Genomic DNA, 27000 nt, shown 5'->3' with positions numbered 1-27000 from the left:
ATCAATCATGTTTTCTTAACCTTACACCAAAAGTACCATCAATTTTATGTTTATGAGAATATGTTTCTAAAAACCCATTATTGCTCACCACTTCATTAGGTAAGAAATTGTTAGCATTTTCAATTGAAAAATTGGAATTTATTTCTAAAAATTTTTTTATTATTTCATGATTTTCTTGTTGTTCAATTGTACAAGTTGAATAAATTAAATGTCCATTTGGTTTTACAAGATTTTTTGCATTTTCAAGGATTTCAGATTGTAAAACTACTAATTCATTAATTTGGTTAGAAGTTCTCATCCATTTTATATCTTGTTTTTTTCTGATAACCCCCAAACCTGAACATGGAGCATCAACAAAAACAATATCAGCATTGTGTATATCAATTGATTTTGCATCTCCTAACACAGGCTCTATAATCTTGACACCCAACCTAAGAGCAGCTTGAGTAATCTTGATTAACTTATTCTCATAAATATCAACAGCAATAATTTCACCTTTATTATTCATTTGCCCAGCTATATTTAAAGCTTTGCCACCTGGAGCAGAGCATAAATCTATTACTCTCATACCAGGCTTCGCTTGAGAAAGTTTTGAACATAATGCTGAACCTTCATCTTGAATAGTAAAAAAACCTTTTTTGAACAATGTGTTACTTTCAATTGATGAGAGCTTTTCAGAATAAAAATTGTCTTTTAAAAAGTAACCGTTACTTAAATGAATTTTAGTTCTTGAAATTAAATCTAAAAAATTTTCAGTTGAAGTAATAATTGGGTTAACTCTTATAGAAATTTTTGGTCTTTCATTGTTTGCTTCCATTATCTGAATAACCTCATCTACAGAAAATCTTTTTAACCATCTTCTCACCATCCATCTTGGGTGAGAATATTTAACTGATAAAGCTAAAGGCAAATCTGATTTTTCATCTGGATATGTAACGGAGTTTAAATTTCGGAGTATATCTCTTAATACAGCATTTACAAGTTTCGAAACTGATAGGCTATGATATTGTTTAATAATTTCAACAGATTCATTAACAGCAGCACTTTGAGGAATTTTGTCTAAAAATAATATTTGGTATATAGCAATACGCAGAGAATTTTTTACAATAAGTGGTGCAGAATTAAAATCACCTTTGTATCTTTGCAAAATTATCCAATCGATTTTTAGTAACCATCTAATTGTTCCGGATATGATTTCATGAGCTAGTGCTTTATCTGAGTTAGATAATTTACTTAAAATTTCTTTTTCTTGAAATGTGTTTCTTACATTTTCACTTTCATTTAGTAATGTTGTAAGAATACGCACAGATGCAGTTCTAGAAGAATTAATTATTTTATTGGCGAACATTCTTTTATTGTATGATCATAAATTTAAGCTAAAATTTGTAATAAAATTCAATAAATTTTATTACAAATTGTGATAAAATATTTTTTATTGAGCTAAATTTATTATAAAATTAAATTCTCTTTTTATTGCATTATTGAAATCTTTCCTTCGATAGTAAGTTTTTTTTTCTTAAATTGAGATACTATTTTCTAAAATACTTAATAAGAGAAAAAAAAATTAATTGAAACAAAATCCCAATTTAGGGGTTTTGTAATAGCTTTTAAAGTGTTTGTCTAATAGTCAACTATCTTTTTTACTTAGAATAAATAATAATTATAATTAATATTAACGTTAATCCCATCAGCTTTCTTTGAAAGGACTCCAGAAAATGAAACGACCGACATTTTTACGGGCTACTTTAGTAGCATTGATGTTAGTAGTTGCTGCCGTTGCTAATGCGCAACAAAGCACGAACACAAAGGATCTTGGCAAGACAAATACTAAGTCTGCCGAGAGGGCGTTCGCTAATCATTCCATTGGCTTTATTGAAAATAAAGGACAATGGGAAGGTAATGCACGCTTCATGGCGGATTTAAATGGTATGAACCTTTGGGTTACCAATACTGGTTTTGTGTATAATATGTACCAAACTACTAATGGTAATTCTGAAGCTTCTACTTTAGCCGCTAAAAAAGAAACTAAGAATGATTTTAAGAATTCAGATTCTAAAAATTCTAGTTCTTTAGTTCAAGCCGTTGAAGTTAATTTTGTAGGTGCTTCTGCCTCTACAAAACTTCTAGGTGAAGACAAACAACCAGGGTACTATAATTACCTTATGGGTAATGATCGTACAAAATGGGCAAGTTTTGTCTCAAAGTTTAATTCTGTTAAAGTTGAAAAACTTTATAAAGGAATTGATGCCGTATTATATACGGAAAACAACCAACCACGTTATGATTTCATTGTTGCTCCAGGTGCGAGCCCTGATATGATTGCAATGAAAATTACAGGGCAAAGTGGTTTAAAAGTAGATGACAATGGTGATCTTCGCATACTTACACAGTTTGGTGAAATTCGTCAAGCTGGTATTTATGCATATCAAAAAGATATGAACGGTAACAACCGCGAAGTTAAATGCTCTTTTTCTGTTCGTCAGAATGGAACTGTAGGATTTAATATCGGAAGCTATGATGCTTCTCGTCCGCTTGTTATTGATCCATTAGTATATTGTACATATATTGGCAATCCAGTTGGTCCTGTTGCAACAAGCCATGATGTAGCAACTGGGGTATCTGTAGATGCAGCTGGATATGCTTACATTACTGGTTTTACTTCTTCTAACCAAATGTTAATTGCTGGTTCTGGAGCACCAAATCCTCAAAAATTAGGTGCTGGAACAAACGGTACAAGTACAACATTTCCAACAGGAAATGATCCAGCTGGTTCAGGTGTTCCTTCAATAACATCATTCTATAATGACGCTTTTGTTACCAAAATGGATCCGAATGGAGCAATGATATATATGACAATTATTGCTAGTTCTGGTGATGATCGTTCAATGGATATTGATGTTGAAAATGGTAATGCTTATATTTGTGGTTATGTTTCAACTGATTCAAGATTGATTGGTGGAATTGGAACAAATACATTGCCTACATCATTAGGTGCAATTCAACCATCTCCTAATAGGAATTTAAACCCATACAATATGGGGTCACAAAATTTAAACGCTTCTTATCAGAACTTTAATGCTACACCAGGGTATTGTGATGCATTCGTAACAGGATTAAATTCTTTAGGTACGAATATCATATATTCTACTTATTTAGGTGGAAGTTATACTCAAGATGGAGCTTTTGATATTGATGTTGATGGAGGACAAATCTATATTTGTGGTCAAACAATCTTTAAATGGGGTGTGAATTTACCTCCATTTTCTGGTGGTGTTTTACCTACTTTACCAGCAGTTCAAACTGCACCTCCAGCTTTAGGTACAGCAACAAATTATTTCCCAACATTCGGATCTGCAATGGTTGCATTCCAACCAGCACCAAGATATACTGCACCAACATTACCTTCGCAAGTTCAAGGTGGAAATATAAATGGTTTTTACAATGTAACTGATGGATTCGTAGCTAGGCTAAACCCAGCTGTTAATGGAAGTTCTCAATTGTTGTATGGTTCTTATTTCGGTGGAGCAGGAGATATACCAACCGTAAGTGGTCAATATGTTGATTATGTAGATAATGTTTCTGCAATTAAAGTTGGACCTAATCAATCTGTGTTTATTACAGGAACAACAATTGCTCCTTTTTTAAGAACAACATTAGGTACAACAATTGCTGATCAATTTCCAACTTCTTGGAGTGGTTCACCTGCTGGTGCTTATGCAGCTAATCAAGAAGATGCTTTTTTATTACAGTTAAATACTGCAAATACAGGCGGAGGCCAAATGGAGTATGGAACAATGATAAGTACACCAAATTTCACAGCAGTAGATAATGATGAAGCTTGGGATTTAGCATTAGCTCCACAAGGAGGTGTATATATTACAGGTGTTACTTACAGTAATAATGCAGGTGTAATTGATCCTTCTACTGGTTTAGCTTTTTATGGAGCAGGTTCAACACAGTTTAACCCAGCTTATAATGGTATAAACTATCGTAATTCATTCCCTATTTCTAATAGAGCGGCAGATACTAGATGTCAAGGAAATGGTGAAGCTTTTGTTACTTATGTAGACCCATCTCAAACAAATGGTAATCAATTCCCGTATTCAACATATATTGGTGGAAACCAAAATACTGAATGGGGTGTTGCAATTGATGTTGATGACGCTGGATATGTTTATGTAGTTGGTAATACTTCTAGTTCAAGTTTCCCTCAATCAAGAATACCTGTCAGAATAAATTTATATACTGCTTACAATATGTTCGTATGTAAATTTTCTCCAAGACTAGATACGTTATGTTATTCAAGATTAATGGCTTCTTCAAACGCATTAGTAGCTAACGCAGGATTTGGAGCAACAACAGCTTCAGCTATTCCTCCTGGCCAGTTCCCAAGAGTTAGAAACACTATTTGGAATTTAGGATTAAACTCAAATGGTGCAAATCAAATGGGAGAATTTACCGCACAAAATGGCGGTGGTATGGACTTAGATGATGCTAGAAATGTATATATTGTTGGTGGTAGGGTTGCAAATACAGGAGTTGGAGGCGTCTACACAATTCCGGTATATACTAATGCTCCTTATCCAGTATTTGATGCATTTGGTGATTCTTATGGTTTCCCTTCTAGTTCAAACTATCCACCTACTTCTACACCTAACTTTGATGATGCATATGTATTAAAAATGCAACCATCAGAAATAGCAGTAGCAGATGTTGGTAATACAAATGTATGTATTGGACAAGCTCATACTGTAAGTTTTGCAACATCTGGTTGTGTTAAAAGCGTTAAAATTGAATTATTAAACTCAGCATTGAGTCCAGTTTGGAGCTCAGATCAAAATCTTCCAACTGGAAACCCAAGAACATTTGTAGCTCCAGGAAGTGTTGGATGTGCTGGTGCTTTTACAACTTATGCTGTAAGTGATAATCCATTATTTAATGATCTTTATATTACTCGTCCCCCAGAGCCAGGTCCTGGATTACCTGCTGGTTTAATACCTTATGATATTACAAATCCTTTAATTAATAGTAATTGGGAATGGAATCAAGATCAAATGCGTCCAGGTATAGCTGCAGTTGGTGCAGGTTCATTAAATGATCAAGGTATTGCTGTTGCAGGTACAATAAATGGTGTTGAAAGTTATTATTACGGGTTTACTGTTCCTCAATTGCCATCAAATATTTTACCAACTGGTTCAAACGGAGTAGATTATTTAAGTGGCTATAGATGGAAAGTAACTCAAACAGATATTCGTCCATATCCTCAAACTACAGTGGCTGATACTAGTGATAATACACAAAATATTGTGTCACCTGGATCTCCTTTACCAACAGGAGGAACATTTGCCAATTTTAATATAATTCAAGGAAATGATGGTCGTATTGGATATAATGGGGCTAATGGAAATCCATCAGGATTTACTTTGGTTCAAAGACCTATGTATGCTGATAGACTTCCACAAAACACAGTTTTAGTTGGTGGAGTTACATATCCTGTTATCAATACTGAAGTTTGTATAGGTACAACTGGTAATACTTTCAGTGGTAACTATAATACAACTGATGCTTTAGGCAATGCTATATCAACAAACATTAGAGCTTTGGGTGCTGGTGGAAATAATGCATTAAATATATTAAATTATGAATGGAGAGGTCCATTAAATGCTTTGGTAAACTCAGGAACAATGAATGGAGTAAATAATTTTGCATATACAATTCCAACAACAGGATTCCATACATTACCAGCTGCTTTACCAATTCCTGGTACTGGACCTTTAGGAGTAACAACTTTAGCTGATGGTGGTTTATATTATTTAGATTTAATTAGACCAGTTGGTTCGGCTTGTGCTCCAGTACTTAGTGCTTGTACTCCAGTTCCTCCAACAAGAATTTATGTTAACGTTAAAATGAAACAACCAGTTTCATTGGCAGTTAATGGTGGCGTAAATGCTGTGAATTCTTCACCTTGCGAAACAGAAAATGGTGACTTATCTGTTACATTAAACGGTGATAACCCAGGTGTTATTTGGCAAAAACTAGAAAGAGATGGAATTACTTGGACAACAATTGGATCTTCTAATTATTTCCTAAGTTCATCAACTAATAGAGATACTGTTGTTCATAGTAATTTATTAGGTAATCATTATGATTTAAGTTCTAATCAAACTGTAAATCCATTACCAGTGCCTCCAACAACAGTGTTTAAAATGAGAATTAATAATTTAAGATTAGATGATACAACAAAGTATCGTGCAAATTATTTTTCAAATGGACCTTGTTCAACTAAAGTTAATTTTGCTCAAGAACTTCTATTAAAAGTTCTACCATTACCAAGAATTACACGTCAGCCACTAAATAGAACAATGTGTGCAGGAAGCAATGTATCTTTCTCTATTGGAGTGTTTGGTACAAGAGAATGGTTTAATAATGGAACATATAGTTATCAATGGAGAAGGAATAACCAAATTATTCCAGGTGCAAACGATACAATTTATACAATTAATTCAGTTGCTGCATCTGATGCAGGTGATTATAGCTGTGAAGTAAGAACACCTTGTGCTTTTGCATCAGTAGTTTCTGTTGATGCTTATTTAGTTGTTAATACTGCTCCAGTAGTAACTACATCTCCTATTGATGCTATTGCATGTGCTGGAGATAATGCATCATTTAGTGTTGAAGCTAAAGGTGGAGGTTTGAATTTCCAATGGAAGAAAAATGGCGTTGCAATAACAGGTGCTAATACTAACATGTTAAATCTAAGTAATGTTGTAGATACAGATGCAGGAACATATTCAGTTGAAGTAATGGGACAATGTCCACCTTCAACAACTGTGTCAGCTGTATTAACTGTAAATAAATCTCCAATAATAACTTTAGATTTACCAGCTACATTAGATGCATGTGATAATACCGCAGCTCAATTAGATGTAACTGCTACTGGAGGTGGATTAGCATATGAATGGACAAAAAATGGAACTGTGATAGTAGGTCAAACTACATCATCTTATAAATTTAATGTTACTAAAGCAGATAATAATGCTAAAATTAAAGTAACAATTAAAGGTGGTTGTAAACCAGATGTGGCAAGTAAAGAATGTGTTATAACTGTTAAAGATGGTGGTGCAATAACTGAAGGTCCAAAAGACTTAGAATTATGTGTTGGTAATCCAGCTAAGTTCTCAGTTAAAGCAACTGGCTCTGGTATTACATATCAATGGAAGAAAAATGGTGTAAATATACCTGGTGAAAATAAAGCTGATTTAAGTATAACTTCAGTTTCAGAAGCAGATGCTGGTTTCTACACAGTAGAAGTTACAGGAGCTTGTGCAATTACTGGATCTGGTCCTTTAACAGCTAAACTTTCTATTTCTAAACCATTTACAATTACATCTCAACCAACAGGAACTCAGAATGTTTGTCCAGGAGGTAGTATTTCATTCTCAGTAACAGTATCTGGAGGTAAGAATTTGAAATACCAATGGAAAAAGAATGGAACAGCATTACCAGGTGAAACTAAATCATCTTACTCAACGAATATAAGTGGTTCTGGTGAAGCTGGAACATACTCATGTGATGTTACTGATGATTGTGGTCAAACACAAACAACTACAACTGCAACAGTAATAGTTGGTTCAGTAGCTGCAATTTCAACACAACCAACAAGTCAAATTATTTGTGAAGGTGGATCTGCATCATTTAGTGTTACAGCAACTGGAGCAAACATAAAATACCAATGGTTAAAAAATGGTCAAGTGATTTCAGGAGCAAATTCAAATACTTATAGTTTGAGTAATTTGACTTCAAATGAGTCAGGAGATTATAGTTGTAATGTTAAAGGTGATTGTGGAAATGAAATTGCAAGTGCTACAGCTAAGTTAGTTGTTAACAAAACAATTTTAACATCTTCTGCAAGTCAAGTTGATTTTGGAGCAGTATTAGTTGATTCAGTATCGTTTAAAGAAGTTAGTGTTAGTTTCCGTAATGGTGGAAATACAAATGCTATAATTAATAACTTTAGAGGACCAGCATCAACAACACCATTTACAATTGTATCTGGAATACCTGCATTACCTAAGACATTATTACCAGGTGAAGAAATAGTACTTAAAGTTAAATATGTTGGAACTCCAGGAACATCTAAAGATTCTATAGTAATAAGTGCAGATGCTACATGTCCTGCTTCTGCAAGAATAGTATTACAAGGAACTGGAGACGAAAGAGTAGCATACGCTGCATTAGAAATTAATAATTCGACAGGAGATGTTAAACAAACAAATCCTAACTTCGTAACAATTTCTTACAATGGAGTACCAACCAAAATAATAGAAAGTGAAGTATCTTCGCTTAGTTTTACAATTGAATATAACGCAACAATGCTTGCACCTCAAGATCCAGCGTTACTTTCACAGGTTTCATACAAGAAAGATGCTTTAGGTCTAACTTGGGCTCAGTTACCATTAACAGTTTCTCCTGTTCTTGCAAGTGGAACTTTGAAATCAATTCCTATGAATGTGTTATTAGGAAATGATTCTGTAACACCAGTAAGATTTGTGAAGGAAAGTATTAAATGGAATGTTCCATCTAAGGGTGGAAAAGTAATTACAACTGGATTGTTTGATGGTTCATTTAAAGTTAAAGGATTCTGTAAACTTGGTGGTTTAAGAGGTACAGATCCATTTAAGGGTGGAGTAACAAAAATTTCTCCAAATCCAGTTTCATCAACAATGTTAGTAAAGTATTTATTAGATGATAGTAAAGATGCTAAATTGAAACTTTATGACATGAATGGTAACTTAGTTTTAACTCAATTTGAAGCTGCTAAAAATGGAAATGCTGTAGCTGGGTTAATTGAAAAAGAGACTATGTTAGATGTTTCAAGTAAGTATTTTGCAAGTGGAATTTATATGCTTACATTAGAATGTGATGGCGTTATAGATCGTCAGTTGGTCATCATAGTAAAATAATCGAAACTTCAAAGAGGGTTCGATTTGCATCGAATCCTCAATGAATAACAACGAATAATAATAATTAATATAATAATCAACGTCAATTTATTTAAATTGAAACAAAAAATGGTTAAACGTTTCACAAAAATCGCAGGGAGCTTATTAATGATTGCTTTACTTACTCAAGTAAGCATTCATAAAGCTTTTTCCCAGACCGAAATGGAAGAAGAAGGGACCAAAAGACGCGCTATGTTAGGTGTTTATGGTAACTTAAATATGAACAATCATACGTTAAATTTCAAACAATTAACACCTGATTGTCCTAACTGTTCACCTGGTTTCACTGAAGCTAAAGGAAATGGTATTGCACTTGGTGGTTTGTATGAAGCTCCAATGTCTGAAGCAATTGCAATTCAATTCAGATTAGGATATGCTCAATTAGGAGCTGAAACATCAGTTGATGAACGTATTGGTCAACAAGTTTTAAATAATAACCTAGTACAACTTAATACCAGACACAAATTCAGTTCAAACATTGGTGTTATAGGTATTGAGCCATTACTTTCTTTACGTCCAATTCAAGGAGCAGGTCTTGATATTAATCTTGGTCCTGTATTTTCTTTTATTATGACGAAGAAATTTAGTCAACAAGAAGATATGTTAACAGAGGGTTTTACATTCTCAGACGGAAGTAAAACTAGAAATAAATTTGATGATCGAGAAATACCAGATCCTCAATCATTATTTGCGGCTCTTCAAGTTGGTTTAAGTTATGATATTCCATTAGGAACATCTTTAGTGTTTGCTCCAGAAGCAAGTTATATCTATCCTTTAACAAAATTTTCAGGTGGTAACTCATATGATTTACCAAATTCATCTGCATTCAACTTTTCTAATAATTCAATTAGAGTTGGAGCAGCATTAAAATTTGCTCTTGGTGAAGGAGAACCAGAAGATAATGATTGGGATAAAGATGGCTTAACAAATGAGCAAGAAATTAAAATCTACAAAACTAATCCACGTAATCCTGATACAGATGGTGATGGTTTAAAGGATGGTCAAGAGGTTAATTCAACTAAAACTGACCCTAAAAATCCTGATACAGATGGAGATGGATTAAAAGATGGAGATGAAGTTAACAATATCAAAACTGATCCATTAAAACCTGATACAGATGGAGATGGATTAAAAGATGGAGATGAAGTTAATCAATATCGTACAAATCCTTTAAATGTTGATACAGATGGTGATGGTCTTCAAGATGGAGATGAAGTTACAAGATACAAAACTGATCCTAAAAATCCTGATACTGATGGAGACGGATTGAAAGATGGAGATGAAGTTAAAACTTATAACACAGATCCAACAAATAAAGATACTGATGGAGATAATTTAAAAGATGGAGATGAAGTAAATGGAAATCATCCAAATGGAAGTTTCAAAACAGATCCAACTAAAAAAGATACAGATGGTGATGGAGTTCAAGATGATGTAGATAAATGTCCATTAGAACCAGGGTCTGCATCAGCAAAAGGATGTAAACCAGTTAGAAAAGGAGAAAAACTTAGTTTAGCTGACATTCGTTTCCAAAAAAATAGTACTGAAATTGATTTTGGATATGAAGGAACATCAAGAGATTTAGATAAATTATACAAATTTTTAAATGCTTGCGAACAAGTAAAAGTAAATTTAACGGGTCATGCTTCTAAAGAAGGTAATCCAGCTAAAAATAAAACTTTATCTGATGGTCGTGCAAAAAGAGTTCGTGATTATATGATTTCTAAAGGAATTCCTTCAAGTAGAATAGTTTCTGCAATCGGTATGGGAAGTTCAAAACCAGCGGTTCAAGAACCTACACCTAATCCAAAAGCAGAAGCTAAAATGTCTCAATCTCAAAAAGATGATTTAGAAAATATCCGCAAACAGAATCGCCGTATTGAGGCAGAGTCAGTTCAAGGATGTGATTAAGACATAAATAAATTTTGATTTAAAAAAGGCGATTATTTTTAAAATAATCGCCTTTTTACTGTTTAGTACTTAAGTCAATTGTTCAAATCTCTCAACTAATTTAACATTTCTTATCTTTCTTAATCGCTCCATTAGTTTTAACAAATGAGGTAAATCTTTTACAATTAGAGTAACATAACCTTCAAAAATGGAATCTTTAGAATATATGTTTACACTTCTAATGTTAGTATTATCACATGTTAAAATTGCATGTGTAACATCATTTAAAATACCAGCTCGATCTAGACCTGATACTCTAATTCCAGATAAAAATTCAATGCTGTTATTAGTATCCCAATTTACGTCAACTATTTGATTTCTAATTTTTGGTTTTTGAAGTAAAGAAATAATGTTATTACAATTTGAACGATGAACTATTACTCCTTTTCCAGAAGAAATGACACCCATTACTAAATCACCAGGAATTGGGTTACAGCATCTTGCGTAAGAATAATTCAACCCTTTAACATCGCCATTCACAATAATTCCATTTGAAAATCTAGCTTCTTTAATAAACTTATCATAATGAATAATTTCAGAAGATTGATCTTCTGACTGATTTAGTATAACATAAGGTTTTAGTTTTTCCTTAATTAAAGTTAAAGCTTTTTCAGATGTAATTATTTCGTTTGCAATCTCAAAAAACATTTCATTTGTATTACTATATTTTAAAGCTAAACAAATGTTTTCTAAGTCATCATCATTTATATGAAATTTTTCTTTTTTACATATCTTTTGCCAAGCATCTTTACCAATTTTTATTTTTAATCTTTTAGATTCATTGAAAAATTTGCGAATAGAATTTTGAGCTTTATGAGTAAATGCAAATTTTTCCCAATCTAAACTAGGGGTTTGATTTTTTGAAGTTAATATTTCAATTTGATCTCCAGATTTTAATTCTGAATTCAAAGGAACAATTCTACCTGAAACTTTTGCTCCTATACAATGAAGCCCAACAGCAGAATGTATCTCAAAAGCGAAATCAATTGGAGTTGATCCTTTTGGTAATATTCTTAATTCTCCTTTTGGTGTAAAAACATAAATTTCATCTTGAAATAAATTCATTTTAAAACTTTCAATAACTTCTTGTGAAGCGTTTGTTGAGCCTGCTTTATCAAATACATCTCTCATCCAAGAAACCCAATCCTCCATCTGTTTATCAATACTTATCAATGGATTACGAACTGCATCAGTTGATTCTTTGTAAAGAAAATGAGCAGCAACTCCTCGTTCTGCAATTTCATGCATCTTTTTAGTTCTAATTTGAATTTCCACTTGCTTACCGTTAGGACCAATAACAGTTGTATGGATAGATTGATACCCATTTTTCTTAGGTACTGATATATAGTTTTTAAACTTTTCAGGGACAGGAGTGAAAACCTCAGAAATAATTCCATATACAGTAAAACAATCATTAGGACTTATAGTATCTAAAATAATTCTTAATGCAAATAAATCATGTATTTCATCAATATCTTTTCCTTGGATTCTCATTTTATTATATATTGAATAAATATGTTTTGGTCTACCTGCAATTTGGTATGTAAAACCTTCTTTATCTAATCTAGATTTAAGTAAATCTAGTGAAGAATTTATATAGTTTTCACGTTCTTCTCGCTTTATTTTTAATCCATTTTTTATTTGATTATAAGCATCAGGGTTTATATACTTAAATGATAAATCTTCAAGTTCCCATTTTAGTTTTGCTAAACCAAATCTATTTGCAAATGGAGCATAAATTTCTAAGGTTTCCTTTGCAATTCTGATTTGTTTATTAATAGGTAAAAATGATAATGTTCTAATATTATGAAGTCTATCAGCAAACTTTACCAATATAACTCTTACATCATTTACCATAGATAAGAGTAACTTTCTGTAACTAGCTGCTTGTGAAACTTCATAACTATGAAATACACCTCCAATTTTTGTAACACCATCAACAATTTCTGCAATTTCAAAACCAAATTCCTCTTTTATATCTTCAATTGTAAAATTAGTATCTTCTACAACATCATGTAATAATGCTGCTGCAACAGAAACATCATCAATAGTAATTTCTTGAGCAACAATCATTGCAACATTCCAAGGATGAGTCCAGTAAGGTTCTCCAGAAGCTCGTATCATTTTTTTGTGAGCATCATAACATAAATAAAATGCTCTTTTAATTAAATCTGAATCAAAAATTTTGAAATGTGCTTTGCATGAATTAAGTAATCTATCTAAACATTCATTTTTATACTCTTCGGTTAAAAAAGGATTAGATTCTGTACTAAAATTATCACGATTTAATATAGAATGATTTTCTTTTGACATATTCTTTATAAGGAGTTATCGATAATATTACACTAAAATAAATAATAATATACTTAAGAAAATAATAACTACGTTATTTTTGAATTTATGATTGAAGCAATGATATTTTCTGCTGGATTAGGAACCAGACTTAAACCAATAACAGATTATTTACCAAAAGCACTTGTTGAAGTTAATAAAATAACTGTTTTAGAAAGAGTTATTAAAAGATTGAAATCTTTTGGTGTACAAAAAATAATAGTAAATGTTCACCATTATGAAGATTTGATAATTGATTTTCTTAAAAATAAAAATTACTTCGATTTGGATATTAAAATTTCAATTGAAGTTGATATATTACTAGATACAGGAGGAGGTTTGAAATATGCTGAAAAGTACTTCTCAAAAGAGTATCCAATATTACTTCATAACGTTGATATAGTTTCAAATATCAATCTAAACAAGTTATATGAAAATTACCAAACAAATAATTCATTAGTAACTTTAGCAGTTCAAAATAGAAAATCTGATAGATATTTTATTTTCAATTCAGAATATAATTTATGTGGATATGGAAATTTAAATTGTGAAGAAATTATGGACAAAAACATAATAGGAGATGAATTTTACAGATTAGGATTTACTGGTATTCATATAATATCTCCAGAAATTTTTAATAAAATAATCCAAAATGGATCGTTTTCTATTAGAGATATATATTTGAACTTAGCTAAAAATGGTGAGATAATTAAAGGAGTGTTATGTGATGAAAGTTATTGGTTTGATATAGGTTCTATAAGTAAATTGAATGAAACAAATACTTTTATGAAAAAAAATAATTATTAAATATTAAGTGCTTAAATAATTTGATAAAAATAAATATTTTGGAACCATTTTAATTTTGATGTAACTAACTTTTAAATAATAAATTATTTATTCAAATTATAATTAAAAATAAAATTAAAATGAAAAGATTATTAAACAGAATAGGAATACTTGTATTGATATTAGTATTCAGTTTAACATCAGTAAAATTAACTATTAGCAAAGATCTAAAAAGAGCTAATTGTTTTAGAGAAGCACTGAAACAATTAAATTTAAGTAATGAACAAAAGAGTAAAATAAAAATTCTTTTTGAAAAATTTAAAAATGAAAATAAAAGTTCAATTAATGAGGTTAAGGTATTAAAAATGGAGTTGAAAAATGCAAAAACAGCAAATAATCAAATAAAAATTGATGAAATTAAACCTCTATTAAAAGACAGAATTGAAGTATTAAAACCTAAAAGAAAGGAGTTAAAGTCAGACATTAAAGGGATTTTAACTAGTTATCAAAATACTGAACTACAACAATTATTAAAAAGTTGCAAAGAAAGCGAACATAAAGATAAAATAATTAAATAAAAATTTATTATATGTACAGATTTATTAAATAATATTTATTTTATTTAATGTTATATATGTATAATTTTGAGTCTGTTATTTCGTCGATAAAAAAACATATAAACTAACTATATCATACTTAAAAAATGAAAAAAACAATCGGATATTTAAGCACTTTATTGATGATTTCAATTGTATCCTTAAGTTCATTATTTGCATCAGGAAACTGTGGTGGAGATAAAAAAGCTTGTGGACCAGATCAATGTATGCAAAAACTTAATTTAACTCAAGAACAAAAGGACAAAATGAAAGTTTTAAAGGAAGGATTTAAAACTTCTACTGAAACTACAAGAAATGAAATTAAAGAGTTAAAGAATAAAGCAAAGCTAATAAAATCTGAAGGAGAAGCTACTGGACTTTCAGAGGTAAAACTTCAAATTGAGGCTAAAGCTAATGAAATTAAATTAGCTCATGAAAAATTAGAATCTGATATTAAAAATTTGTTAACTGAAGAACAAAAATTAAAGTTAGATACGATGATGAAATCATGTGGAAATAAAAATAAAAGTTGTGGAGATAAAAAAGAAAAAGGATGCTGTAAAGGAAAAGAAAAGAAAGATGCTGGTACAATCGAAATGAATAATGGAGCAAAAATTAACTAGAAATCAGATTTTCAAATTTATAAGTCGAGTTTGTAATTCTACAAACTCGACTTTTTTATAAAATCAATTAATGATTTTTTGAAACTACATTTTTAATAATTTTATCTATAAAGAAAAGGAATGAAATAATTAATGTTGAAACAATTAATAACTTAAAGAAAGGATCATAAGTTAGGTGTAAGATTGAACTTATGTTTACTCCAAATAAATTAATTAGTTTTGAAATTGATAATTCAAAAAATGATTTAAGATTTAAATTAGGTAAATATTTTGAAGCAAATACAGGTTTGTTAATGTAAACTAATGAACCAATAAGAACTGAAAGAGAAGTCAATATTAATAAACTATACTTTTCTAAAAAAGTTTGTTCTTTAAGATAGTTTAAATTCAAAGGATAAACTTTACTAACTAATTGGTTTGTAAAATTTAATGTTGTAATATTATTTTCATTTGTTGATGAAGCAAATTTTTCTATCAGAACATTGAATTCTACTTCTTTTGCACATTTTTTACAAATATGAATATGCATTGCCACCTCCTTGGAGTTAGGTGATTCCAAATCAATCCAAAGTTGGATTTGTTCTTGTGTTAAATGATCCATTTTAGTTTAAAAATTAAAAACTAATTACTAAGATATTAATAAAAAAATAACTAATAGATATTTGCTAAACTATTTAATTCAAGTCGATTAGCAACATTATTCCTTAATATAATCCTTGCTCGGCTAATTTGTGCTTTAACTGTACCCATATTAATTCCAGTTATTGATACAATCTCCTCATAACTTTGCTCTTGAAGTAGAAATAAATCTAGAACAATTGAATAATGTGGAGGTAGTTTTTCAATTTCTTCATTTACAATTTTTTCTATTTCACTATTGATTAAAATTGTATCTGGAGTCATCTTATTAGATCCTATGCTATCAACACCACCTTCCTCCATGTCACTAATTGAAGATCCTAGTTTGTAAAATTTTTCACTTCCTGCCTGGGTTCTTGAATAACATACATTAAAAACAATTCTATAGAACCAAGTAGAAAAAGAAGAATTCCAGTTGAAATTATTTAAAGCATTAAAAACCCTAATAAATGAATCTTGTAAAGCTTCTTCTGCATCTTCTTTGTTTTTAAGTATTTTCATAGACAATGAAAATCCTTTATTCTTATATCGATTTATCAAATCAATAAAAGCAGATTTATCATTTTGCAAAATCCTATCTACTATTTCTTTATCTAATGTATTTTTCAAAGTTTTTGCAATTTCAATAATAAATAATTAGACTATATTCTATCACAATTTTGTTGCATGAAAAATCAATTAATTATTAAAATTTAAAAAAAGAAAAAATTTATCTAAAAAATAATATTTTATGCAACAAAAATAATTAAAGGTTGGTCAAATATAAAAACGATAAATAATATTAATTCAAACTGTAATCATAAACAATCAAAATGGATTTTACAATTTTAGTTCCTCTTACATTTTTTTGGACAATAATTTCATGGAAATTTTATAACGATAGACATAAAGAAAGGATGTCGTTAATAACACAAGGATTAGTACCTGGTGAATTAGATAAACTCTCATTACCATTTACATCAAATGATAATAAAACTTTAACTAATTTGAAATGGGGTATTGTTGCACTGTTTATGGGTATTGCAGGCATGGTAACATGGTGGATAAATCAAACATTTGAAGTTGAAAATATGGATACATTTGGAGTATGTTTAATGTTGATTGCAGGAGGTTTGTCTTTAATAATATTTCATCTAATGAACTTAAAAGTTACTCTTAAAAATATTGAAAAAGAAAAATTAGAAGTTATAAAATCTTCTTTAGACTTAAAGGATTAAATTTAACAAAACCACAAAACGAAATTAAAGATTGGATTTACTACTTTTTTATTATAAAATTACATAGCTCAATCTTGCTGAAAAATCGATTTGTTTCAAAGTAAAAAATTTGTTTAATGAACTAGATCCAATATCAAATTTTAAATTTGATATTGGATTTAGACCTATTCCAAACCCAATACCAAATTCATCATTACCTCCAAAAGAAAAGCCATTTCTTAAAGATAAGTAATCCATAATTTTTATATCACTACCAATAGCGAATCTTGGATTTGAATAAACTCCTCCAATTTTAGTTAAGGGGAATTCACTCTCAAAATCAAGTGTTATAAATGAAATATTTAACTTAATAAATTCAGCACCAAAACCCAAACGAATGGATGTTGGGAGTTCAGTTGAAAATTCTCCACCAGTTTTGAGTTCCCCTGAATATTCTTTAAACTTATCGTTTGATATTGCACCAGTTGTTATTGTATCATCTAAATTTACTAAAGAACGTTTAAATACTTGATTACTCCAATTTATTTTTCCAAGATCTTGTAATTCTACACCGAATTTATATTTACTATTAGCTGTTTTAATAAAAACTGTTTGGAAACCTAAGTTAACCCCAATACCAAATCCTGATGAAGGAGAGAAGAAATTAGTTGTGAAGTTACTTAACTCTTCAGATAGGTTGAAGTTATCTGGATGAGAGGCTGAAAATTTAAATCCCCCACGAATTCTGTAACCAGAACTTCCGCGGACATTAATTTGATTAGTAGAAATAATACTGTTTTCATCTAGTTCTAATGAGGCAATACCAAATATTAGTTTTGGAGTAATACCAAAAGATAATTCTGAGAAAAATTCATTGTAATTTAAAAATTGTTTAGAATAAGTTATTCCAATTTCACGAGTCCAAGCTCCACCAACTCCTTTATTAGTTATCAAATAATCTTGAATTCCAATATTACTAGTTTCAATTAATTTCACAAGTTGATTATCGAATCTTAACCTACAATATAATCTAGTGCCAAAATTAATACCTAATGTACCGTTATTCCCAAGTGAAAGTTTCGCAGTAATCAAGTTAATTCCTATGTTTAAAAACAATTTTTCATCTTCTAAAAGTTGTGCTAACTCAGATCTGTCTACTGTTTCACTTCCACTAAAACCGAATATTTTATTTAACTCACTAGAATTAAGATAAGTTTTACCAATTTTACCTCCAAAATTATAGACTGACAACTCGAAAACACTTGAATCAGATTTATCATCCAGGCTAGCAGGATTTGAAAATATAGCATCTAACCCTTTGCTAGTTGCAACAGTTGCATGAGCTTTTCCAGAACTAACAGGAGAAAAAATATTTTGAGAATTGAGAGAAAAATATGATATCAAAAAAAGTACTAAAGTAAATTTCAACATTTAAAGAATTAATTAAAATTGAAAGTAACTACAAGATAGAAAACCTATATCGAATAAAAAAAAGAATCTATCAAAGATAATGATTTTAAGAATTTGTTGAAGTCATTTTTAGATACTTAATCGTGCACAAATTTTTAAGTTAAAAATTTAATCAAAAAAAAAGCCAAGGAACAAATTCCTTGGCTAAAATATATCAAAATAAAAAAAGCTTAACTAAGCAACTGTAACATCATTACAATTATAAACATCCTGTATCAAATTTAACAATTCAATCCCTTCATTAATTGGTCGTTGGAAAGCTTTTCTACCAGAAATCAAACCAGCTCCACCAGCTCTTTTATTTATTATAGCAGTTTTTAAAGCTTCAGCCATATCTGTAGCCCCACTTGAAGCTCCCCCTGAATTAATCAATCCAATTCTTCCCATATATCCATTTGCAACTTGATACCTACATAGATCTATAGGATTATCAGTTGTTAAAGAATCATATACAATTTTACTCGTTTTACCAAATTTAATTGCATTGTAACCTCCATTGTTTTCAGGTAATTTTTGCTTAACAATATCAGCTTGAATTGTAGCTCCTAAATGATTAGCCTGACCAGTTAAATCAGCTGAAAGATGGTAATCTTTATCCCCCTTAACATTGAATGCTGGATTCCTTAAGTAGCACCAAAGAATTGTACCCATTCCAAGTTCATGAGCATAAGCAAATGCATTTGCTGCCTCTGTGATCTGTCTGGTAGATTCATCTGATCCAAAATAAATTGTTGCACCAACAGCTGCAGCTCCCATATCATAAGCTTGATCTATTGTACCAAACATTATTTGATCATGTTTATTTGGATAAGTTAATAACTCGTTATGATTAATTTTTACAATAAATGGAATTTTGTGAGCAAATTTCCTTGCTACAATTCCAAGCACCCCAAAAGTTGAAGCAACTGCATTACATCCACCTTCAATAGCTAATTTAACAATATTTTCCGGGTCAAAATAGATAGGATTTGGAGCAAATGATGCACCAGCAGCATGCTCTATACCTTGATCAACAGGCAATATTGACATATAACCAGTACCTTGCAATCTCCCTGAATTATATATTCTAGAAAGGTTATTAAGAGTCCTCAAATTTCTATCAGAATTAACAAATACTTTATCAACAAAATCTTTTGATGGCAAATGAAGATTTTCTTTTGGAATAGTTGTACAATTATGATTTAATAAAGCATCAGCTTCCGAACCTAAAAGTTCAAGGATTTTGTTTATCATTTAATAAATATAATTTAAATTAATTTAATAGGTAATCAAATATTTTTGAAATTTTCAGTTTAATATTTTGTGCAAAATTAAAGATAAAGAGTACATAGAAATAGTAAAAAAATAATATTAAATTGTTACAAATATTTGAAATTATTCTTCTCTATTCACCCTTGAAATATCTCTATACTTTATAGTTTCTCTTTTATCAAAAAGTTTTTTTCCTCTAGCTATTCCGAGTTCAATTTTTAATTTATTACCTTTGAAGTAAACTCTTAAAGGGATAAAAGTAAGTCCCTTTTCAAGAATTTTTTGTCTTATCTTGAAAATTTCTTTTTTGTGTAATAATAACACTCGTGGTCTTGTTGGCTCATGATTATTAATATTACCATGAGTGTAATGCTGAATAGTGCAGCCTTCAAGTACAACTTCTCCTTTTTTATTTATTGTAGCATAACTTTCTTGAAGAGATATTTTACCGTTTCTGACTGATTTAACTTCAGTACCAACAAGAACCATCCCTGCTTCATATTTGTCTAATATTTCATATTCAAATCTTGCTTTTCTATTTGATATTATAACTTTTATTCTCTCTTCTTTATTTTGATCTTTCATAAGAATATATTTATTTGAAGTACAAGGTTTTTTTGATTTAAATATTATTCAATTTCAACTATTATAAGTAAAATTAAAATAATTATGAAAATTAAAAAATTACTAATTAAATAAAAAACAGTTGAAACTTTTATCTAATTTTGAATATTAGAAATACGAACTTAATTAACATCAAATTATAATGAAAAGATTTATTTTAATCTTAATCATTTTTATAAATACCTTTAGCATATCATTTTCACAAAAAGTGCAAAATCCTTTTTATAATATTATGTTAAAATCATTACTATCACATACTGTTAGAGAAGTTACAGTTAGTCAATTAGAAAAAAGTAATGATGTTATATTGTTAGATTCTAGAGAGAAAAAAGAATATGATGTGAGTCATCTTAAAAATTCAATATGGGTTGGATATTCTGATTTTAATTTAGAAAGATTAAAAGGAATAGACAAGAGTTCTAAAATTGTTGTATATTGTTCAGTTGGTTATAGAAGTGAGAAAATATCTGAGAAGTTATTAAGCAACAATTACACAAACGTTTCTAATCTATATGGTGGAATTTTTGAATGGGTAAATAATAATTCACCAATTTATGATTTGAATAACAAAAGTACAAAAAAAATTCATGCTTATGACCATATATGGGGTTTGTGGTTAAAAAAAGGTGAGAAAATTTTTTAACAATTGTTTCTAAAACTAAATAAAAATAAATTATGATATATTTATTTTCAATTTGTTAACTCTAAAAAATATTAAATAAATGGATGTAAAATTTTTCAAAGTTGCCTTAATACAAATGAGCTGCACTTTAGATACTCAAGATAATTTAGAGAAAGCAATTTTCAATATTAAAAGTGCCGCAAACTTAGGAGCTGATGTAGTTTGTTTACCTGAGCTTTTTAAATCACAATATTTCTGCCAGAGTGAAGATGTAGAATCTTTTAATTTAGCTGAGCCAATTCCGAGCGAAACTACTCGAAAGTTATCTGAGGCAGCACTTGAAAATGGGGTTGTACTTTTTGCATCTTTGTTTGAGAAAAGAGCACCAGGTTTATATCATAATACATCAGTAGTTTTTGAAAGGAATGGTAAAACTATTGGCTTATATCGCAAAATGCATATTCCAGATGACCCATCATACTATGAAAAATATTATTTTACTCAAGGCGATTTAGGATATAAGGCATTTGATACTTCATGTGGTAAACTTGGAACACTTGTTTGTTGGGATCAATGGTACCCAGAAGGAGCAAGGCTTACAGCTCTTGCTGGAGCAAATGTGATATTTTATCCAACAGCAATTGGTTGGCATCCGCATGAAAAAGACATTCATGGAATGAATCAATTAGATGCATGGAAAACAGTGCAAAGAGGTCATGCAATTGCAAATGGGGTTTTTGTAGCATCAGTTAATAGAGTTGGTCATGAAAAATATAATACAGATGGAGCAGGCATAGAATTTTGGGGAAACTCATTTATTTGTGATCCACAAGGTGTAATTTTGGCAGAAGGATCTAGTAATAAAGAAGAAATTTTAATTGCTGATATAGATTTAAATAGATTAGAAAATGTTAGAAGGAACTGGCCATTTTTGAGAGACAGGAGGATTGATTCATATTCTGAAATTACTAAAAGGTATATTGATTAAATTTATTTCTTGTAATATTTTAATAATAAAAAAGTAGAAAATCATTAAACTCAAGTTTAAATATATTGAATGTTAAATTGTAAAACATTAGAAAATTTAGTAGCTATTGATTCCCCTACAGGGTACACCCAAAATTCATGCAGATATATTTTTAATATTCTAAAAGAATATGGTTGGGAACCACAATACACAAATAAAGGAGCTGTAAAATGTTCTTTTGGAAACAACCCAGAAATTGCAATCGCTGCTCATACCGATACTTTAGGTGCTATTGTTTCGGGTATAAACCCAAATGGAACTTTATCTTTCTCTTTACTTGGTTCACCTCTATTACCAAGTTTTGAAAGTGAATATGTAAGAATTTATACATTAGAAGGAAAAATTTATACAGGAACAATGTTGTTAAACAACCCTTCAACACATGCAAATAGAGGTGCAGGGAATACTGAAAGAACAACTGCAAATATGCATATTAGAATAGATGAGGTAGTGAAAAATAAAGATGATGTAAAAAAATTGGGTATAAATAATGGAGATATAATAGCTTTTGAAACTAAGTATCATGAAACTCCAAGTGGATTTATCAAATCAAGATTCATGGATAATAAAGCAGGTTGTTTTGTTTTATTGGAATTAGCTAGAAGAATTAAAGAACAAAATTTAAATTTACCAGTTGAAATATTTTTTTCAAATTATGAAGAAGTTGGTCATGGTGGTACTTGCGGATATTCCTCAACAATAAAAGAATTATTGGTTATTGATATGGGTACTTTAGGAGATGGACTTGAAGGAGATGAGTTTAGTTGTTCAATTTGTGCTAAAGATAATTCTGGACCTTATGACTATAATTTTAGGAAAAAGTTAGTTGAAATTTGTAAGAAAAACAATATTGCTTATAAAGTAGATGTTTATCCTTATTACAGTTCAGATGGATCTGCTGCATTGCTTGCCGGAAATGAATTTCGTGTAGCCCTTATTGGTCCAGGTGTTGCTGCCTCTCACGGAATGGAAAGAACACATAAAGATGGCATAGAGGCAACTATACAATTATGTTTGAAATATATTTCAACTGATGATTAAATAAAAACCAGATGTAATTTAATTTCTTATTAATCAAGCAATTTTATTTACACCTGGAGTTGTTTAGAATTCAAAATATTTTTATATGATAATATTTCACTAAAACATTATTTGATTAATATAACTATTTTTACTCCACAATTTGGACAATAGTTAAATATATTTTGCCTAATAATTTTATTGCAACAATTACATTCTATGTTTAAAATTTCACCACAATTTGAACATTTATCCTGACCCTCTAATTGAGTTACACCACAATGAATACATACTTTAATTGTACTTTTTAGATTTAAAACAGTGTTAGAGTTCGTTTCCATATTAATTTTATTTTTTATAACTAATAACAAGTTAATGTTTAAGTGTTCCATTTTAAATTGCAACTCGTTCCAAAATATATATTTACTCATATAAATGAAATTCTCCTTGAACATCTTATTTGAAAATACAAACTTTACTATATCTTTAAATTTTAGAACTAAGAATACTTACTTTATAACCTAAAAAAAGTAAAAAATGTTATCAGATTCGCAACTAAAATCATTTATCAGTTATGGGAATTTACCCCTGATTGGTAGGCTAGATCTAATCAAACAAGCAAAAGAATTTATTGAGAAAACATCTATTGCAAATCATTTAAGATTATGCTTAATAACTGGTGAGGCTGGTGTTGGTAAATCTTCATTTGTAAGGATTCTCTTAGAAGAATTGAGTAAAAATAAAATAATTGCTCTACATCTAAAATTTTACCCTGAGTCGGAATCATCTTTATTAACTCTAATTTCAAATACCATTAATTCTGAATCAACTTTACATTTAATTAGATCATCACCCTCAAATAACTTATCTGAAATTATTCAAATTATAAGAAAATTGTCAAGAATTAAAATTACAACTTTAGTAATTGAAGATGTTAATTTGATGAACAAAAATTCTCAGTCGGAACTTGTTCAAATTATGGATGCATTAAGCGATGAATCATTTTCTATTGTATTGATATCCAGACCAATTGGAGGTATAATCAGGAGTATTATTGAAATATATTTGGAGGATGAAATTAAAATTCATGGGCTAAGTATGTTAGAGATAATTGAATTATGGAAACTCATTTTTGATACAAATCCTATTGATTCAATTATAGAATCATTATATTATCATACAAAAGGAAATGCATTAGTTCTCAGGTCTTCGTTAAGAGCTCTAATTAAAGAAAATGTTATATCACTTCAAGCAAATGGATGGTTTTTTGAAGATGATTATGAAAAATGTAATTCTATAATTATGAAATGTGCCAAATCTGTATGTGATGGGATATTATTAACATTAAACAACTCTGAGTTATCATACTTAAAAACATTAGCATCTCTTGGCGAGTTATTTTCTATTGAAGCAGCCAACATATTAATAGGTGATGATAGTAAAATTATTAACACATTAGTTGATAATGGAATTATAGTTGAATCACATTATTCAGTTAGGGCAATTTCTGGGAGCACGAATAGTATATTTCCAACTTATGCATTCTCAAACAGTATAGTGTATGAAAGTATGCAACATTTGAGTACTTTTAATTCTAAAAAATATACTTCAATAATCTGTAATAATTTACCTATTTATTCTTTCATTTATTTTGAAAATTTCTTAAAAATAAATTTTAATGAACTAGACATTAATGATTTAATATTAACATTTGAAAATATCTTAGATATTCATGCAACAGTAGCACAAACAAGTGAAAATAAATATTCTCAAAAAGTATTTAATTGTGCAAAAAAAATTCTTAAATATTTAAAAGTTAAAATTGATGTAACTGTTTATAATAGAATGGAAGCAGCCCTAAAATGTGGATATTTATTTTCTATTAGAGAATCCATTGCAGAGGATGAATATTTAAAACAAATTACTGAATTAGTTGATTCAACAAAGAATTTTGAAACGATTGAGGAAGGTGATGTTAGGTTAAATGCTTTACTGCTTTATGTATATTCTAAAAATCTAATTTCGTCGAAAAATAATAGTACCCCAGAAAATTATTCGTTGTTGTCAGAATTTAAAAATGTATTGGATATTATAACCAAATTCCCTGATTTGAGATATTCAGATAACTACATAAGTTGTCTTGACGGTTTCTTAGCTATTGCTTTAGATTTGTTTTCTATTAAAAATAATATTGAAATTATCAAAGTAATTGAAAACCAGTTTAACCTTTTAAGTAATGATTATGAATTGGAGTTAGAGCTCCGTGAGGGATTACTTAAAACTGTTGGAGGATCTTTACTATTAGTTGAAGTTAATTCAATTTCAGAAATTAATAAAAAGAAAGAGTTACTCAAAAGACTAGAACAAATAAAATATTTACCAGTTGAAACAATTGTATCAATGGTTAGATTTTTGATTAGGATTGGAGAAATAAAAAAAGGTGTTGAGTTATTGCAAAGAGCTGAAATTGAATCAAATAAAATTTCACATAACACTTCTATTATTAACTGTAAGATTTATAGAATTTTTTCAAACATTTTACTAAATGAAAATATTGAAAATGTTGAATCATTATGTCTTGACTTTATAAATACATATCCAAATGAAAAACAGAATTTATTTATTCTGTTAATTTATGGAGTTAATTTTAGATTAGATAAAAAAAAATTAGTGAATCTATTAGAAAAAATTGATTTGAATTTTGATGTGAATATCAAGATATTACCTATTGAAATGAGAATATTATATTATCAAATCATAGAGAATTATTTCGAAATAAATAAAATTGTTTCAGAAAATTCTAATAATCAATTGTGTGACATTTTAGAGCCAATAAAAAACAATAAAACATTTGGAGAAAATGAATCCGTAATAATAAAATTTCTAATTGTAGATAACTTAACTTTAAGAACAGTATCATTCAAAATATCAGTTATTAGGTATTTGCTTTATTTAAAGGATACATCTGAAACAATAAAAAGTAAAATAAAGGACACATTAACTTCAATTTCAATTTGGTTTTTAGATAGAGAATTATTTGAGATCCTTAGAGTTTTTATTAAAGAATTCGAGGGATATATTAATTCTCTAGAGGTGAATTTAATTGGTTCGGAGTTACAAAAAATTTACAAATCAAATTTAACATTACGAAATCAAATTCAAAACAATGAGTCAAAGTTAAGAGTATCTGTTCTAGGTGAATTCTCAATTGCTTTACCGTTAAATCAATATGAAAAAGTTAGAGGAGAAAGGATAAAGAATGCAATTGGAGCAATAGTTGCAAATCAAATGTTATCAAAAAAACTCTCACTTGATGACTTTAATACTTTAGTTACAGAAGAAATTAACCCTAGTATTGCTAAGAGTTTGATGAGAAAAGTTAGGTTCAGATTAAGAGAGATTGTGAACGAAAAATATTTTGAACAAGTTGATTCTGAGCCAATTAATTTTAAAAATACAGAGGTAAATATTGATTTGATAGATGCACAATTATTACTTAAAAATGCACTCAAGTTGTTTAAGCAGAACAATCTAATAAACTCTGGAGAACAACTTATTAAATTGTTTGAAATTGTAAAAGATCATGTTCCTTTTCCTGGATTATATTCAGATTTTTATGAATCATTACGCGAAGATTGGGAAAATGCAATTAGAGATGCAACCTTAATGATAGGCAAAAAATTGTTAGAAGAAGAATACCTTTCTATTGCAGAAGAACTGTTTTACAAATCAATAATTCTAATGCCAGATGATGATGAGTTAGTTTTTTATTTAGAGAGAATTTTAACTTTACAGAATAGACAAGCCGAAGCTGAAATTATTCGAAATAAGATTTAGTATTATGCAATGTAAATGATTTAATT

The 27000-nt window shown here is 29.4% G+C and carries 18 protein-coding genes; 10 read left to right on the top strand and 8 right to left on the bottom strand.

The genetic code is table 11. The features are described 5' to 3' along the window. Position 1: 1 nt before the first annotated feature. Positions 2-1348: a 16S rRNA (cytosine(967)-C(5))-methyltransferase RsmB gene (gene rsmB / locus IPP08_09845; GenBank protein QQS66064.1), complete on the bottom strand. Its 1347-nt coding sequence runs from the start codon at positions 1346-1348 to the stop codon at positions 2-4. 367 nt (positions 1349-1715) lie between these two features. Between rsmB and IPP08_09840 the strand changes: the two genes are divergently transcribed. Continuing rightward, the gene (locus IPP08_09840) at positions 1716-8963 is read left to right on the top strand and encodes a T9SS type A sorting domain-containing protein (protein QQS66063.1); all 7248 of its coding nucleotides are present in this window, start codon (positions 1716-1718) and stop codon (positions 8961-8963) included. Positions 8964-9071: 108 nt separating this feature from the next. Then, entirely contained in the window at positions 9072-10913 is a 1842-nt protein-coding gene (locus IPP08_09835; GenBank protein ID QQS66062.1) for an OmpA family protein, read from the top strand. Positions 10914-10982: 69 nt separating this feature from the next. Here IPP08_09835 and IPP08_09830 read toward each other — a convergent pair whose 3' ends face one another. Beyond that, positions 10983-13265 carry a bifunctional (p)ppGpp synthetase/guanosine-3',5'-bis(diphosphate) 3'-pyrophosphohydrolase gene (locus IPP08_09830; protein ID QQS66061.1) on the bottom strand — a complete coding sequence of 761 codons (2283 nt, stop codon included), beginning with the start codon at positions 13263-13265 and terminating at the stop codon, positions 10983-10985. A gap of 87 nt (positions 13266-13352) precedes the next feature. Here IPP08_09830 and IPP08_09825 point away from each other — a divergent pair, with 87 nt between their 5' ends. The 3 genes from IPP08_09825 to IPP08_09815 all read left to right on the top strand — a co-directional run bounded on the left by IPP08_09825 (position 13353) and on the right by IPP08_09815 (position 15288). After that, the gene (locus IPP08_09825) at positions 13353-14090 is read left to right on the top strand and encodes an NTP transferase domain-containing protein (protein QQS66060.1); all 738 of its coding nucleotides are present in this window, start codon (positions 13353-13355) and stop codon (positions 14088-14090) included. 119 nt (positions 14091-14209) lie between these two features. Continuing rightward, positions 14210-14647 (top strand): hypothetical protein, encoded by a 438-nt coding sequence (locus IPP08_09820; protein ID QQS66059.1) that lies wholly within the window; start codon positions 14210-14212, stop codon positions 14645-14647. A gap of 125 nt (positions 14648-14772) precedes the next feature. Beyond that, on the top strand, positions 14773-15288 hold the full coding sequence (locus tag IPP08_09815; protein QQS66058.1) for a Spy/CpxP family protein refolding chaperone: 516 nt from the start codon (positions 14773-14775) through the stop codon (positions 15286-15288). 67 nt (positions 15289-15355) lie between these two features. On the opposite strand, the gene IPP08_09810 is transcribed toward IPP08_09815, so the two are convergent. Together IPP08_09810 and IPP08_09805 are read right to left on the bottom strand one after the other, a co-directional pair. Beyond that, entirely contained in the window at positions 15356-15889 is a 534-nt protein-coding gene (locus IPP08_09810) for a hypothetical protein (GenBank protein QQS66057.1), read from the bottom strand. A gap of 50 nt (positions 15890-15939) precedes the next feature. Continuing rightward, the gene (locus IPP08_09805; protein QQS66056.1) at positions 15940-16536 is read right to left on the bottom strand and encodes a sigma-70 family RNA polymerase sigma factor; all 597 of its coding nucleotides are present in this window, start codon (positions 16534-16536) and stop codon (positions 15940-15942) included. A gap of 203 nt (positions 16537-16739) precedes the next feature. Here IPP08_09805 and IPP08_09800 point away from each other — a divergent pair, with 203 nt between their 5' ends. Beyond that, the gene (locus IPP08_09800) at positions 16740-17144 is read left to right on the top strand and encodes a hypothetical protein (GenBank protein ID QQS66055.1); all 405 of its coding nucleotides are present in this window, start codon (positions 16740-16742) and stop codon (positions 17142-17144) included. Positions 17145-17195: 51 nt separating this feature from the next. Here IPP08_09800 and IPP08_09795 read toward each other — a convergent pair whose 3' ends face one another. The 3 genes from IPP08_09795 to smpB form a co-directional block, all read right to left on the bottom strand. Next, positions 17196-18554, bottom strand: coding sequence for a hypothetical protein (locus IPP08_09795; GenBank protein ID QQS66054.1), 1359 nt, complete (start codon positions 18552-18554; stop codon positions 17196-17198). 213 nt (positions 18555-18767) lie between these two features. Further along, positions 18768-19826 (bottom strand): class I fructose-bisphosphate aldolase, encoded by a 1059-nt coding sequence (locus IPP08_09790; protein QQS66053.1) that lies wholly within the window; start codon positions 19824-19826, stop codon positions 18768-18770. A gap of 141 nt (positions 19827-19967) precedes the next feature. Beyond that, a complete protein-coding gene (smpB, locus tag IPP08_09785) occupies positions 19968-20429 on the bottom strand; it encodes an SsrA-binding protein SmpB (protein ID QQS66052.1) in 462 nt (153 codons plus the stop codon). A gap of 271 nt (positions 20430-20700) precedes the next feature. On the opposite strand from smpB, the gene IPP08_09780 reads away from it, so the two are divergent. The 3 genes from IPP08_09780 (at position 20701) to IPP08_09770 (ending at position 23158) form a co-directional block, all read left to right on the top strand. Next, on the top strand, positions 20701-21111 hold the full coding sequence (locus tag IPP08_09780) for a rhodanese-like domain-containing protein (GenBank protein QQS66051.1): 411 nt from the start codon (positions 20701-20703) through the stop codon (positions 21109-21111). Between the two features lie 79 nt (positions 21112-21190). Beyond that, a complete protein-coding gene (locus tag IPP08_09775; protein ID QQS66050.1) occupies positions 21191-22078 on the top strand; it encodes a carbon-nitrogen hydrolase in 888 nt (295 codons plus the stop codon). A 69-nt stretch (positions 22079-22147) separates the two neighbouring features. Continuing rightward, positions 22148-23158 (top strand): M42 family metallopeptidase, encoded by a 1011-nt coding sequence (locus IPP08_09770; GenBank protein QQS66049.1) that lies wholly within the window; start codon positions 22148-22150, stop codon positions 23156-23158. A 107-nt stretch (positions 23159-23265) separates the two neighbouring features. On the opposite strand, the gene IPP08_09765 is transcribed toward IPP08_09770, so the two are convergent. After that, the gene (locus tag IPP08_09765; GenBank protein ID QQS66048.1) at positions 23266-23478 is read right to left on the bottom strand and encodes a hypothetical protein; all 213 of its coding nucleotides are present in this window, start codon (positions 23476-23478) and stop codon (positions 23266-23268) included. A gap of 196 nt (positions 23479-23674) precedes the next feature. Between IPP08_09765 and IPP08_09760 the strand changes: the two genes are divergently transcribed. Then, entirely contained in the window at positions 23675-26974 is a 3300-nt protein-coding gene (locus IPP08_09760) for an ATP-binding protein (GenBank protein QQS66047.1), read from the top strand. Positions 26975-27000 lie beyond the last annotated feature (26 nt).

This window comes from Chlorobiota bacterium (assembly GCA_016700335.1).
In the GTDB taxonomy this organism is placed as follows: domain Bacteria; phylum Bacteroidota; class Ignavibacteria; order OLB7; family OLB7.
Note: the sequence above shows the minus strand (reverse complement) of the source record. Positions and strands in the feature narration are given on the sequence as shown.